The sequence below is a fragment of the Empedobacter sp. GD03797 genome (assembly GCF_029842105.1).
GTDB classification, from domain to species: Bacteria; Bacteroidota; Bacteroidia; order Flavobacteriales; family Weeksellaceae; genus Empedobacter; species Empedobacter falsenii_C.
This window is the reverse complement of record NZ_JAOCFS010000007.1, coordinates 40,760-55,677: the sequence shown is the minus strand read 5'-3', so window position 1 is coordinate 55,677 and position 14,918 is coordinate 40,760. Positions and strand designations below refer to the sequence as shown.

Annotated in this window: 12 protein-coding genes; all 12 read left to right on the top strand. The window is 31.5% G+C overall.

Translation table 11 applies throughout. The features are described from left to right. Positions 1–9 precede the first annotated feature (9 nt). The 12 genes from secY to N5D90_RS07185 all read left to right on the top strand — a co-directional run bounded on the left by secY (position 10) and on the right by N5D90_RS07185 (position 14,916). Positions 10–1,380, top strand: a complete 1,371-nt coding sequence (gene secY, locus N5D90_RS07240; RefSeq protein ID WP_038335544.1) for a preprotein translocase subunit SecY — start codon at positions 10–12, stop codon at positions 1,378–1,380. Positions 1,381–1,402: 22 nt separating this feature from the next. After that, complete coding sequence (infA, locus tag N5D90_RS07235; protein WP_019974180.1) at positions 1,403–1,618, top strand: translation initiation factor IF-1; 216 nt, start codon at positions 1,403–1,405, stop codon at positions 1,616–1,618. 75 nt (positions 1,619–1,693) lie between these two features. Beyond that, complete coding sequence (gene ykgO, locus N5D90_RS07230; protein WP_013598490.1) at positions 1,694–1,810, top strand: type B 50S ribosomal protein L36; 117 nt, start codon at positions 1,694–1,696, stop codon at positions 1,808–1,810. A gap of 12 nt (positions 1,811–1,822) precedes the next feature. Beyond that, the gene (gene rpsM / locus N5D90_RS07225) at positions 1,823–2,200 is read left to right on the top strand and encodes a 30S ribosomal protein S13 (protein WP_038335547.1); all 378 of its coding nucleotides are present in this window, start codon (positions 1,823–1,825) and stop codon (positions 2,198–2,200) included. Between the two features lie 11 nt (positions 2,201–2,211). Then, positions 2,212–2,601, top strand: coding sequence for a 30S ribosomal protein S11 (gene rpsK, locus N5D90_RS07220; RefSeq protein WP_019974178.1), 390 nt, complete (start codon positions 2,212–2,214; stop codon positions 2,599–2,601). A 47-nt stretch (positions 2,602–2,648) separates the two neighbouring features. Continuing rightward, positions 2,649–3,251 carry a 30S ribosomal protein S4 gene (rpsD, locus tag N5D90_RS07215; protein ID WP_114999018.1) on the top strand — a complete coding sequence of 201 codons (603 nt, stop codon included), beginning with the start codon at positions 2,649–2,651 and terminating at the stop codon, positions 3,249–3,251. A gap of 22 nt (positions 3,252–3,273) precedes the next feature. Continuing rightward, complete coding sequence (locus N5D90_RS07210; RefSeq protein WP_114999020.1) at positions 3,274–4,266, top strand: DNA-directed RNA polymerase subunit alpha; 993 nt, start codon at positions 3,274–3,276, stop codon at positions 4,264–4,266. A 12-nt stretch (positions 4,267–4,278) separates the two neighbouring features. After that, positions 4,279–4,752 (top strand): 50S ribosomal protein L17, encoded by a 474-nt coding sequence (gene rplQ, locus N5D90_RS07205; RefSeq protein WP_038335555.1) that lies wholly within the window; start codon positions 4,279–4,281, stop codon positions 4,750–4,752. 89 nt (positions 4,753–4,841) lie between these two features. Beyond that, positions 4,842–10,838 carry an MG2 domain-containing protein gene (locus N5D90_RS07200; RefSeq protein WP_280062038.1) on the top strand — a complete coding sequence of 1,999 codons (5,997 nt, stop codon included), beginning with the start codon at positions 4,842–4,844 and terminating at the stop codon, positions 10,836–10,838. A 113-nt stretch (positions 10,839–10,951) separates the two neighbouring features. Beyond that, complete coding sequence (locus N5D90_RS07195) at positions 10,952–12,022, top strand: DUF6263 family protein (RefSeq protein ID WP_236688209.1); 1,071 nt, start codon at positions 10,952–10,954, stop codon at positions 12,020–12,022. Position 12,023: 1 nt separating this feature from the next. Beyond that, a complete protein-coding gene (locus N5D90_RS07190; RefSeq protein WP_114999023.1) occupies positions 12,024–12,281 on the top strand; it encodes a hypothetical protein in 258 nt (85 codons plus the stop codon). Then, positions 12,271–14,916: a YfhO family protein gene (locus N5D90_RS07185; protein WP_280062037.1), complete on the top strand. Its 2,646-nt coding sequence runs from the start codon at positions 12,271–12,273 to the stop codon at positions 14,914–14,916. The genes N5D90_RS07190 and N5D90_RS07185 overlap by 11 nt, the downstream gene beginning before the upstream one ends. Positions 14,917–14,918 lie beyond the last annotated feature (2 nt).

The following is a 14,918-nucleotide window of genomic DNA, read 5'->3' as shown; positions in this document are numbered from 1 at the left end:
ATTTTATAGATGAAAGGGTTTATACAGACCATAAAAAATATCTGGAGCATAAAAGAATTGAAGGATAAGTTACTTGTAACTATCCTTCTATTGTTGGTTTATAGATTCGGTTCTCATATTCCACTTCCAGGTGTCGATATTAACGAGGTTAATCGTTTTGTTGCAGACCAAGAAAATGCAAATTCAGGAATTTTAGGATTATTAAACTCTTTTACCGGAGGTTCTTTTAAGAGAGCTTCCGTATTTGCGTTAGGAATTATGCCTTATATCTCTGCTTCGATTGTTATACAATTGATGGGATTAGCAGTACCTTACATCCAAAAACTACAAAAAGAAGGAGAAAGCGGACGTAACAAAGTAAATCAAATTACGAGATGGTTGACAATCGGGATTTGTTTGGTGCAAGCACCAGCATACCTTACATTGGTAACTTCTCAAATTTTACCTTACGATCCAACTTCATCATATGCTATCTATGTAATTCCTCCAACCAACTTTTGGTTCTGGTTCCCTTCAACAATCATTTTGATTACAGGGACAATCTTTGCCATGTGGATGGGAGAAAAAATTACTGACAAAGGTATAGGTAACGGTATTTCAATCTTAATTATGGTTGGTATCCTAGCCGACTTACCAAAAGCAATATTTAATGCATTTGAAGTAGACCCTTCAAACGGTATTTTCTTCTTGATAGAAATGTTAGGGTTAATCCTAGTTATTGCAATGTGTATTATGATTGTTGCAGCGGTGCGTAAAGTACCAGTACAATATGTAAGAAGAGCGCAAACTTCAAGTAGCTCATATATGAGATCAGTTACAGACTCTGTACGCTCATATATTCCACTTAAAGTTAATGCAGCAGGTGTAATGCCTATTATCTTCGCGCAAGCAATTATGTTTTTACCAGGAACATTGGCAAACTATTTTCTAGACGAAGGAAGTCCAGTAAAAGCATTCTTCGCGAAAATGGCAGATCCATTTACGTGGGAATACAATTTGATCTTCGGATTATTAATTATTATCTTCACCTATTTCTATACTGCGATCACAATCCCAGTAAACCAAATGGCTGAAGACTTAAAACGTAACGGAGGAATCATCCCTGGAATCCGCCCTGGAAAAGAAACTGCAAATTTTTTAGACGAAATTTTATCAAAAATTACGTTACCTGGAGCAATTTTACTAACTTTGCTTGCTGTTTTGCCAGCGATTGTAAAATTATTAGGTGTAGAACAGAGCTTAGCAATGTTCTTTGGAGGTACATCAATGTTAATTATGGTGGGAGTTATCTTAGATACTGTACAACAAATTAATACATATTTATTAAATCACCGTTACGATGGTTTAATGTCTTCAGGTAGAACTTCAAGAGATATCTAATAAGATTTTATTAAAAAGATTTATGGCTAAACAAAAACATATTGAACAAGACGGTACGATTACAGAAGCATTATCCAATGCAATGTTCCGTGTCGAATTAGAAAATGGACATGTTGTAACATGTAACATATCTGGTAAAATGCGTATGCACTATATCAAATTATTACCAGGTGATAGAGTTAAAATAGAGATGTCTCCTTACGATTTAACGAAAGGTAGAATATCTTACAGATACTAAAAGAAATAATAACGACTGGTGATAGAGTTAATGTAGATACGTTAACTCTATCGGATTATAAATAAATTTACAAAGATGAAAATTAGAGCATCCATTAAAAAGAGAAGTGCTGACTGTAAAATTGTGCGTCGTAAAGGACGTTTGTATGTGATCAACAAAAAGAATCCTAAGTTTAAACAAAGACAAGGTTAATTATTTAGAATTATGGCAAGAATTTCAGGTGTAGATTTACCTAAAAACAAAAGAGGGGTAATCGGACTTACATACATTTACGGGATCGGAAGAAGCAGTGCTTCTAAAATCTTAGCTGAAAATAATATTTCAGAAGATACAAAAGTTAGCGAATGGACTGATGAAGAAATCAACGCAATCCGTGCATCGATCAATGAAACTTTCAAAGTAGAAGGTGAATTAAGATCAGAAATCCAATTAAACATCAAACGTTTAATGGATATCGGATGTCAAAGAGGTATTCGTCACAGATTAGGTTTACCATTACGTGGTCAAAGAACAAAAAATAACTCACGTACAAGAAAAGGTAAAAAGAAAACAGTTGCTAACAAGAAAAAAGCCACTAAATAATAAATAGGATCATGGCAAAAAATCAGAAAGTAGTAAAGAAAAGAAAAGTAGTTATTGAAGCTACTGGACAAGCTCATATTCAAGCATCGTTTAACAACGTTATCGTTACTTTAACAAACAAAAACGGTGAAGTTATCTCTTGGTCTTCAGCAGGTAAAATGGGATTCCGTGGATCTAAAAAGAACACTCCTTACGCTGCTCAAGTAGCTGCACAAGATGCAACAACAGTTGCATACGAAGCAGGATTAAGAAGAGTAAAAGTATTCGTGAAAGGACCAGGTCAAGGTCGTGAATCTGCTATTAGAACAATTCATAACGGTGGTATCGAGGTTTCTGAAATCGTTGATGTTACTCCATTACCACACAATGGATGTCGTCCACCTAAAAAGAGAAGAGTATAATCATTTTTCTCAATTTAATTATTTAATATATTTAATAGTAACAAATCATGGCAAGATATACAGGACCAAAAACTAAAATTGCAAGAAAATTTGGACAACCAATTTTCGGTGACGATAAATCTTTTGAGAAAAAGAAATATCCTCCAGGGCAACACGGACCTAACAAAAGAAGAGCTAAAAAATCAGAATACGCTATTCAGTTAACTGAAAAACAAAAAGCAAAATATACTTACGGTATTTTAGAGCGTCAATTTGCTAACTTATACAAAAAAGCAAATGCTTCTAAAGGAATTACAGGTGAAGTATTATTACAATTATGTGAATCTCGTTTAGATAACGTAGTTTACCGTTTAGGTATCGCAAACTCACGTAGTGCTGCACGTCAATTAGTATCTCACAAACACGTAACTGTAAACGGAGAAATCGTGAACATCCCTTCTTACCAATTAAAAGCAGGTGATGTAATCGCTGTTAGAGAAAAATCTAAATCTTTAACTGCAATCACAAACTCTTTACACGCACGTAGCGAGTACGATTGGTTAATTTGGAACGACGAACAAAAATCAGGAACTTTCACAAAAGCTCCAGAAAGAGTTCAAATTCCAGAAGATATTAAAGAGCAATTAATCGTCGAGTTATATTCTAAATAAACCTTAAAATCAGACTAATAAAATGACTATTTTAAATTTCATCAAACCTGACAAAGTAATCTTAGTAGAGTCTGACTCTAAATTCGGACAATTCGAGTTCCGTCCATTAGAACCAGGATACGGGATTACAGTTGGAAATGCTCTACGTAGAGTGTTACTTTCTTCATTAGAAGGATATGCGATCACTTCAATCAAAATTGAAGGAGTTGAGCACGAATTTTCAACTATTCCAGGAGTAGTGGAAGATGTTACAGAGATCATTTTAAATCTGAAAAAGGTTCGTTTTAAGAAACAAATTGATGAATCAGATGCTGAAACTGTAACTGCTACTATCTCAGGGCAAGATCAATTAACAGCAGGTGATTTAGGGAAATTTATTTCTGGATTCCAAGTTTTAAACCCTGAATTAGTTATCGCTAACTTAGACGCTAAAGTAAACGTAACAATTACATTTACAATCGAAAAAGGTAGAGGATACGTACCAGCTGATGAGAATAAAAAGGCTTCTGCGCCAATCGGTACTATAGCAATTGACTCAATTTACACTCCAATTAAGAATGTAAAATACGCAATTGAAAACTATCGTGTAGAACAAAAAACTGACTACGAAAAATTAGTTTTTGAAATTACAACAGATGGTTCTATAACACCTCAAGATGCTTTAACTGAAGCAGCTAAAATCTTAATTCACCACTTTATGTTATTCTCAGATGAGAGAATTACATTAGAAGCGGAAGAAGTTGCATCTGGTGAAACTTATGATGAAGAAGCATTACATATGCGCCAATTATTGAAAACAAAATTGGTAGATATGGATTTATCAGTAAGAGCATTAAATTGTTTAAAAGCAGCTGAAGTTGAAACATTAGGCGAATTAGTTTCTTTCGCTAAGTCTGACTTAATGAAATTCAGAAACTTTGGTAAGAAATCTCTTACAGAGTTAGAAGAATTGGTGGACAGCAAAGGTCTTAACTTTGGAATGGACATCGCAAAATATAAGTTAGACGTAGAATAATTTTATTAAAAAATGAGACACGGAAAAAAATTTAACCATTTAGGTAGAACTGCCTCTCATAGAAGAGCTTTATTATCTAATTTAGCTATAGCGTTGATTACTCACAAGAGAATTAACACAACAGTAGCAAAGGCTAAAGCATTACAAACATATGTTGAGCCTTTATTGACAAAGTCTAAAACAGACGATACTAACAACCGTCGCGTTGTATTTTCATACTTACAAGATAAAGAAGCTGTAACTGAATTATTCAGAACTGTAGCTCCTAAAATTGCAAATCGCCCAGGAGGATACACTCGTATCATCAAAACTGGATTCCGTTTAGGTGACGGTGCTGATACTGCAATGATCGAGTTAGTAGATTTCAATGATATCTACACTAACGCGAAAGTAGAGAAAAAAGCAACTACACGTCGTAGTAAAAAAAGTACTAAAACAGAAGAAGCTGCACCAGCTGCTGAAACTGAAAGTACAGAAGAAGCATAATCTATTCGATTATATAGTAAAAAGCCTCCCAATTTGGGAGGCTTTTTTTGTTATAGAAAATTTCATATTTTTAGATGATAATTAACTATATGAAATTCAAATTACTACTTTTTATATTACTGAGTACTTTTACATTTGGTCAAAATTATAATTTTAAGAATTCATTTGATTCTATTAAAGTTAATCAATCGAAGTTAAAATACACACGAGTAGCTTATTATATTGGTGACATAAAATCGAATGCTTTAAAAGAAAATAAAAGACCTGAATATCTTTTTGCTACGATAAAAGAATTTGAGAACCAAAGTAAACAGCATACAAAAAGAGAAGATATTGTTAATAAAATTTCTCCATTAATAGAAAAAGAAATTGCTAAAAGTAAACCTATCGATCTGGCATTTCTTAATTTTTATTACGCGAATCTATTATTTGAAAACATCAATGTAGAATCTTCTACTAAAAGTGATTTGTCTACTAATTTCGTGGATTGGACTTTCGAAAAGAGATTTAAAATGATTGATTCATTATTGTCTGAATCAATAAGAAATAAAGAACTTTTGATGAATGAACCAACAGAAAATTGGAAGATTATTTTAGATTCAGATTATATCAATCAAGCTTTGGAAAAAGAAGCTAAAAAGTCAGTTTATCATTACAATCAATTCACTTTAATACCCACGCTTTATCATTTATTGGGAAACTTATATATAAACGGGATTAATCAACTTTATCAAAGCAATCGTTATATTCAAAAAGATAAATTTGAGCGAATTGCAAATAAAGTGAAACCTATTTTGTTTGAGTTAAATCAACTTAATGAAAAGAAAAATTATAAAGAAGCAAGTTCATATCAATTTTATAAAAACATTAATTATTTAGCTGATTTCGATAAATTAAAAAATGAATTAAACAAAAAACCAGCAGATTTTAATGCTCAGATTTTATTTTATCAATTAAAGGAAGCTTATTCTATTCATCCTGATGCAGACAAAACTGTTAAGCAATTAAATGAGGTCATTCAACTTTATCCAAAATCAATTTGGACTAAAAATCTTGTAGAATTTCGGAATGATATTTCGGCTCCAAAATTAGATATTCAATATACCGATTCTTATCCAAGCAACGAATACATTCCGATTACTGTAATTCACAAAAAAGTAAATGAGCTTTATATAAGAGTTTACAAGAAGAAATATTCGCCAAAACAAGATGAAATTTATACGAAATATGATTCGTTGACCAAAAGTTATCATTTGGATGAAGAACTTGTTTATAGTGAAAAAGTAAAATTAAAGGAATTTAAAGATTACGATCATCACAAAGTTTTGTACAAATTAAATCCGCTTACAAATGGATATTATGAAGTTTTTATTAGTAATAATGAAAATTTTATTGATGATTATTATTTTAATATCGTCAAGAATACAACTATTCAGGTTTCAGATTATTTTATTTCTGCTTTTGAAACCGAAGAATTAGAAAATGGTTATAAATACAGAGGACAAATTATTAATCGAAAAAATGGTTTGCCCTTAGCAAATAAAGCAATCAAACTTTATGGAGAAGCGAATAAGAAAGCCTTCCATAAAGTAAAAAGTGTGCAAACGAATGCGAATGGTGAATTTACATACAAGTCGAATGATGATTCGGATAAACGCGAAGATTTGGACAATTTGTATTTATACATTCCATCTACAAAAGATTTTTTTGACTTATCGAATAACAATATAAACGAAATTTACGATTATTCGGATAATGAATCTGATATAGAAACAGATGCTACACTTTTGTTGGATAGAAAAATTTATCGACCAAATCAAGACGTATTTTTCAAAGCTATTTTGCACGAACGAAATGCAGTTGAAGGTAAGGTTCTTCCAAAAGTTGATTTGATAGCTTTTCTAAAAAATGCAAATAAAGAAACGATAGATAGTTTAGCTTTAACAACCAATGATTTTGGATCTATAAATGGAAAATTTAAATTGCCAGCAGAAACATTGAATGGAAATTTCAGAATTGAAATTCGTTCTTCAAATTCAAATAATAAAAAATCCATCAATTCAATTAGTTTTAATGTAGAGGAATATAAACGTCCAACTTTTAGAGTTGTTCTTGAGAAGAATAAGGAAACGTTACAAATAGGAGATAAAGCGACTTTCAAAGGTTATGTAGAATCGCTTTCGGGAGCGCGAATTAATGATGCAAGCATCCAATATTATTTTGAACGAAATTATGGTTCGATAAACGAAGAATCTGATACGATAAAAACTGATCAAAATGGCGAATTTGTCATTGAAAAGTTATTAACAGGAAAAGAAGATATAGAAAATATAACGTTAGATGTTACTGCGGTTTTGCAAACAGGAGAAACTCAAAATACATCAACGAATTATTATTACGGGAAAAATATTTTCGAGATTAAAATAATTTCTGATGAGATTTTCATCAATAAAGATTGGAATAAAATCAATTTAGAAACCAAAAATTTAAATGATGTTTTTGTTCCTATGAAAGGGAAAGTTTCAATTTATAAACTTCAAGAACCGAAAGGAATTTATGGTTCTAACTATTTAAGTTTTGATTCGGATTATGATTTATTAACGCAACAAGAAAAACAAGCGTATTTCGGAAAGTATAATTTAGATAAAAAGAATTCAAAAAATTGGAACAAAGAAACGATTGTTCAACAAACTGATTTTGATACGACATTAGAAAAAACGATTGCAATTAATCATCCAGAAAAATTACAAAAAGGATATTATTTGGTTGAAGCAATTTCGTTGAATAAGAATGATACAGTAATTAGTTCTCGCATCATAAAAATTGCAGAAGATATTTCGTATCATTTTTCTTATAAGGAATTTTTAGCGGTTAGCACGGAAAAAACAGCATATACAATTGGTGATACATATAATTTGTTTTTTGATACAGATTTTAAGGAAGATGGTGTGGTTTATATTTATACACAAGATCAGAATAAATTTATAAAATCGGAGAAATTAAATTTCAAAAATGGAAAAGCAACTTATTCTGTAAAAGTAACAAAGGATATGATTATGAATAAATTCAGAATTGATTATTTATTCATTCGAAACAATCAATATCAGAGTGCTTTTGTTACAATTCCTACGGAAGAAAAAAATCATCAACTAATTGTAAAGACAGAAGTTTTTCGAGATAAAATTCAACCCAATCAACAAGAAACATGGTCGCTTAAAATTTCAAGTCCTTCGAATAAAAAAGTAGATGCAGAAGTTTTAACAACAATGTATGATGCGTCTTTAGATCAGTTTAGAAGCAATAATTATTTTGATGCAATTAATTGGAATTTTAATTCATATTACCCATTTTCTTCTTATAAAATAACAGAGAATTTTTATGATTTTGCAAGTTTTGGTTCGCTTTATTCTCCTAAAAATATTCAACCAATCGAATTTACATTTCCTCAAATCAAGACTTCTCTTTTCAGAAGTTTTAATGCTGCAGATATTGATGAAATTATAAGCAAATCATCACTTTCTTACATAGTAAATCAAGAAGAAAGCGAGGATTATCTTTATGCGTTATCAGGAAAACTTAATGGGCTAGATTTAGCAGAAGTTGTGACAACAGGTTATGGTCAAACTGGAGCTTCAAAAAATATGATTATTAGAGGTGTAGGAAGTATAAATTCTCAACAAGAAGCATTGGTTATAATTAACGGAGAGGTGAAGAAAATGACAGATATTAATGCAGATGATATTGGCGAAATTACGGTTCTAAAAAATAATGAAGCTACGGCTTTATATGGTAGTCGTGGAGCAAATGGTGTAATTATTATACAAACAAAAAATAAAAATTCGGAAGAAAAACAAATAGATTTATCTAAAATAAAAGTGCGCACAAATCTTAATGAAACAGCTTTCTTTTATCCAAGTTTACGTACAGATTCAGAAGGAAATGTTTCTTTTGATTTTACTACGCCAGAAGCATTAACGGAATGGAAATTATTAGTGTTTGCACATGATAAAGAGTTGAATTCTGGCGATGGAACTTTTATTACAAAAACACAAAAAGATTTGATGGTTTCACCGCATTTACCTCGTTATTTTAGAGAGAATGATGAAATGATTCTTTCAACTCAAATTCAAAATATTTCGGATAAAAATCTGAATGGAATTGCAAAAATTGAGTTGATTAATCCAAAAAATAATCAAATCATTACTTCTGATTTCGCTGTACAAAATGAAACACAAAACTTTGATGTAAATGCTAAACAAACGTCAATGATTGAATGGAAGATAAAAGTTCCTGAAAATTATGAAGATGTTATCGTTAAAATTGTCGCAGGAACAGAACTGTTTTCTGATGGTGAACAACAAGTTCTTTCTGTTTTATCAAATAAAATTACACTTGCAGAAAGTCAATCTATTGTGGTTTTACCAAATGAAACGAAAGAAATTAAGTTAGACATTTCTAAAAATCAGTTCCAATCGTTCAAATTTGTAATTGAAACAAATCCATTATTTTCGGTTCTTAGCTCGTTGCAGCAGTTAGCAATTTATCCGTACGATTGCAGTGAACAAACGACAAGCAAATGGTTTGCGTATAAAATGTTAGAAATTTTACAACAAAAATATCCTGATATTGCTGAATATTTCAAATCGATTAATCAAAAAAATGTCCCTAAAACGGCTTTAGAATATGAGATTTCTACAAAACCAACTTCTTGGAATAATAAGGTAAAAACGCAAGAAGAAATAATTGTTGAAATTGCTAAAACGATGGAAGAAAAATACATCGAAAAACAATTGACAATTTTAGAAAATAAATTGGTCAAAATGCAATTTAAAGATGGAAGTTTTCCTTGGTTTGTAGGAGGAAAAACCAATGTTGCGATTACAAAACAGAATTTGATTTATATTGGTCGATTAATCAAATTTTATCCAGAAAATGTTTCGAATGAACTGAAACAATCTTTCAGAAAAGGTCTTGATTACTTGATTGATTATAATCTAAATTTGAAGAAGAATAATCCCAAAAAACAATATGATTTAACAGAATTTGTAGATTTGATGTACATCGAACAATTTTATCCTTCCACAAATAAAAAATTGGAGGAAGTAGTAAAAATGTATGAAAATGATTGGAAATCGATAGAGAAAATTGCTGGTAAAAATGAGTTAGAATCTAGAGCGAAATCTGCCATTGTTGCAAATTATTTGAATGCAAAATCGTTTGGTGCAACAATCATAAAAAGTATAGAATCTGAAATGATTATTGACAAGGTAAATGGAAATCATTGGAATGCAGATGAAAATCAATATTTGACAAATTCTATCTCAACTCAATCATTAATTATTGAAGCTTTTAAGACATATAAAATCGAAACGAAAAGTTTAGTACAATGGATTTTACATCGATACAAACAAGACACTTGGCAAAGTACTTTAAGTTCTAATTATGCTTTACATTCGATTATTTCAACTTCTGATTTTAATAAAAACACAAATAAAGTTTTGATAGAAGGAATTGATTCGAATAAAATAAATCAATTATTTGGACAAAATATTTTTGAAACATCAAACTTAAAGGAACTACCAAAATCAATAAAAATAACAAATAATTTTTCAGAAATTTTGAATGGTAGTATCGTTACTTATAAATCTGTTCCGATGAATGAAATAAAAGCAGATCAAAGTAAATTACGCGTCGAAAAAACGTTACTTGTAAAGGAAAAAGACAAATGGATTCCATTAAATAGAAAACTAAAATTAGGAGAAACTGTTCGTATTCATATCACATTAATTGCAGATGAAAGTGTAAGTTTTGTGCAGTTAAAAGATTATCGTGCAACTGGTTTTGAGCCTATTTTTGTGCCGTCTGGATATATTTGGAATCGAAATGCTCCTTATTATTTTGAAACAAATGACGAAGAAACGAACTTTTTTATTGATTATTTACCAAAAGGAAAACACGAGTTTGAATATGATGTGAAAGCTAATTTGCAAGGGAAATTTAATAACGGAATCACACAAGTAGAAAGTATGTACAATAATAATTTCCGAACGCATACTGACAATAGAATAGTAGAAATAGAAAAATAATGGTTAGAAGTTTCATTCCCAATACATTTCAATCTTAATGTTAAAAAATCAACTAAAATCCTTATTTTTGGATTGATTTTGGCAATAAACCAATTATCAAACATAAAATTGATATGAAAAAATTACTATTCATGATGGCTGTCGCAATGGCAGTTGTTTCATGTAAAAAAGATGATAAAGTCGTAGGAAAAGATAAAGACGGAAAAGAATTAATTGTGAACGAAAAAGGCGATACAGTTGCCAAAACGGAAACAACAGATTCTTTGAAAGTCGCTGAAACACCTGCTGAGCCAGAAGTTGTAGCAATAACAAAAGGTGCAGATGACAAATATGCGTACAAATACAATTTAGAGATAGGAAAAACTTATCCAATGACGTTGGGAATCAAAACAACTCACACGGCTTCGGATGGGAAACAATCTCAAAAAATGTCAAGCGAAAGTAAAAAACAAATTGATTATACGGTAAAAGATTTCAAAGATGGTGTGTATACATTAGAAGTGAAATCTAAACAATATAGCGAGAAAATGACAGATCCTTCGGGGAAATCAATTTCGTATGATACAAATGCTGCGAAACCAGCGAACAAAGATATTGCGGTTTCTTGGTCGATTTACAAAGCGATGACGGGGAAAACGTATACAATGAAAGTTGATCAGAAAGGAAAAGTTGTAAGCGTTGATGGATTAGAAGGAATCAAAACTTCAATTCTTAATTCTGTGAAGAAACAAGTTTCTGCAGAAGAGTTCAAATTCTTTACACAGATTATCGACAATTCATTAAACAAACAAGCAATTTCTTCTCAATTTGAAGAAACAATGAATATTTTCCCTAACAAAACTTTAGCGCTTAAAGAATCTTGGAGCGATAGTCAAAAAATTGACCAAGGTCCAATGAAAGGAAATATTTCAATGAAGAGAACTTTAGCAAGTGTTGAGCCTGCAAATACGACAATTACTGTAAATGGAACGCAAAGTTTGAAAGGTAATGAGTCGCAACAAGGTGTTACAATGTCTGCGAATAGTAGTGCGAATGTAGATGGAAAAATTTTGTTGGACACTAAATCTGGTTGGATCAACAAAGTTAATTTAACGAAAAAGGAAACATTAAAACGTACAGTGGAAGCGCAAGGTCAAAAACAAACAATGACTGAGTCGGTTACAACTGTCACAACAGTTAACTAAAATGAAAACAATTCTTTGGGTTCTAGTTTTAAGTATTATTTTCTTAACTATTTTTAGATTTTTAAGAAAAGTATTTGCTGTAAAAAAAGTTTTTCAAGAAGCAATTAATCAGCAAAGAAACGCTTATAATGAGAGCCAAAACTCAAATGATTCGTACAACGAATCGAAACCAAACACATCTTTCGACAAACCGAAATATAATATAGACGCCGAAACGGTGGATTACGAAATAATCGAAGAAAAAAAGGATGAAAAATAAAAAGAATTTACTCTACGTTCTTATCTCATTGCTGCTTTTTGCAGTGATTGCATTGGTGTATTGTTCACCAGTTTTATCAGGGAAATCTGTTATTCAGCCTGATATTATCAACTACAAGGGTAGTGCACAAGAAATGTTAACGTATCAAGACAAAACGGACGAAAATGTCTATTGGTCTGATGCGATGTTTGGTGGAATGCCAACCTATCAAACTGGTGCGAAATATAGTTTTGATATCATCAAAACCATTGATGGCGCATTCAGATTTTTACCGCGTCCAGCAGATTACATTTTCTTGTTATTTACAGGATTTTTTATTCTTGGCTTAACGCTTTTCAAAAAGTGGCAATACGCTTTAGTCGGTGCAATTTTCTTTGCATTTGGTTCGTATTATTTCGAATTAATTGCAGCCGGACATAACGGAAAACTACATACAATTGGTTATTTCGCGCCTTTGGTTGCTGGAATTCTTTTATTGTATCGCAAAAAATACATTGCAGGTTTTGTACTCACAACATTGTTTATGGGATTGCAATTACAAGCCAATCACATCCAAATGACGTTTTATTTGTTTTTAGCGATGTTGGTTTTTGCAATCGTTCAATTTATTGATAGTTTAAAGAAAAAAGAATTACCAGATTTCTTCAAATCATCTGCATTAGTGGTTGTAGCTGTAATTATTGCAGCAGGATTGAATGCAAATCGATTATTGTCAACTTACGAATACAGTAAAGAAACGACTCGTGGAAAATCTGAAATGACTTTGTTGAAAAAGAATTCGAATGGATTAGATCACGATTATATCACACAATGGAGTTATGGAAAATTAGAAACACTAAATCTTTTTATTCCAAATTTGATGGGTGGTGGTTCGCAAACGAATCCAGAAGATTTAAAAAATTATACATCCGAATTACAAAATACACAATATAGCCTTGGTGAAGACGAGTTCAATCGGCAAGTTTTTCAAGCTGTGGCAAGTCAGCCGAGAAGTGCGTATTGGGGAGATCAACCAGGAACTTCGGGACCTGCTTATCAGGGAGCTGTTGTTGTTTTCCTGTTTATTATCGGAATGTTTATGGTGCGAGGAAAATATGCGACCTATAAAAAATGGTTAGTTGGTGCAACGATTTTAAGTTTCATTTTGGCTTGGGGTAAAAATTTACCTTTCGTTACCAACTTATTCATCGACTATTTCCCTATGTACGATAAATTCCGTGCCGTATCATCAATCTTGGTGATTGCCGAATTTACAATGCCTTTCTTAGCAATTTTGACTTTATATTATTTCTTTAATTCTGACGAATCAGATGAATTCAAAAAGAAAGTACTTTATATAGCCGGTGGTTCTACAGTCGGAATTCTAATTATATTCTTCTTATTCGGTGGAATGATTTTTCCATTTACATCAGAGAACGAAAAATTAATGACTGAACAATTAATCGGACAAATTCAGCAAGCAAATCCAAATGCAATCGGACTTTGGGATGGATTAATTAAACGATTGGATGAAGCATTAATTCAAGATAGAATTGCAATGTTTAAAGCGGATACAGTACGTACATTGATTTTTGTTTTGTTCACAATGGCTTTGTTGTTGGCCTATTTATTCAAGTTTATCAAAAAACCAATTATCGTTATTTTAGCGATTGGTGCGTTGGCTTTTATTGATGGATTTACGGTGAATAAAAGATATTTGAACGAAGATAATTTTGTGTCTAAATACATTGTTGACAATCCTTTCCCAACAGAAATGTCACCTCGTTTACAAACCGAAGCTCAGAACAATAATAATGTAGCGCAAATTGCTTACAAAGTTCCGTTGAACAATTTATTGTCAAATATATCTAAACAAGATAAATCACATTTCCGTGTATACAACACAGTTTTGAGTACATTTAACGAAGCTGGAACTTCATATTTTGTTCCTTCAATTGGTGGTTATCATGCAGCGAAATTAGGAAAATACCAAGATGTTGTGGATATCTATTTTTCGCAAGATCCACAATTGAAAAAATACGGAATCAAAGATGAAACAGGTTTGATTAATGTATTGAATATGATGAATACGAAATACATTATTCATGGAAGTCCTACTGAGCCACAAGTGCAGCAAAATCCTACAGCTTTGGGAAGTGCGTGGTTAGCCTCAAATATTAAATGGACAGAAAATGCAAATGATGAAATTTTAGCGATAAATTCTACACCAGTTGATCATACGGTTATTTTACGTAAAGATTTGGTTGAGAATAAAAACTTAAATGTTTCGGCAGATGCTAATTCTAAAATTGAATTGGTTGATTATTCACCGATGAAAATGACGTATAAATCTTCTTCTAACGCAGATCAAATTGCTGTTTTCTCAGAAGTTTATTACCCACATGGATGGACTGCAACCGTTGATGGAAAAGAAGTTCCGATCGAAAAAGCGAATTATGTTTTGCGTGCAGTTCCTGTACAGAAAGGAAATCACACAATCGTGATGGAATTTAAACCACAAGTTATTTCTACTGGAAATATGATTGTGATTGTTTCGAATATTTTACTTTTAATCGTTGTGGCTGGAGGTATTTATTTGGGATATAAAAAATGTTCTACAAAAGAGAATTTAAACTTAGCCGCTGAAAAGGCTTAATT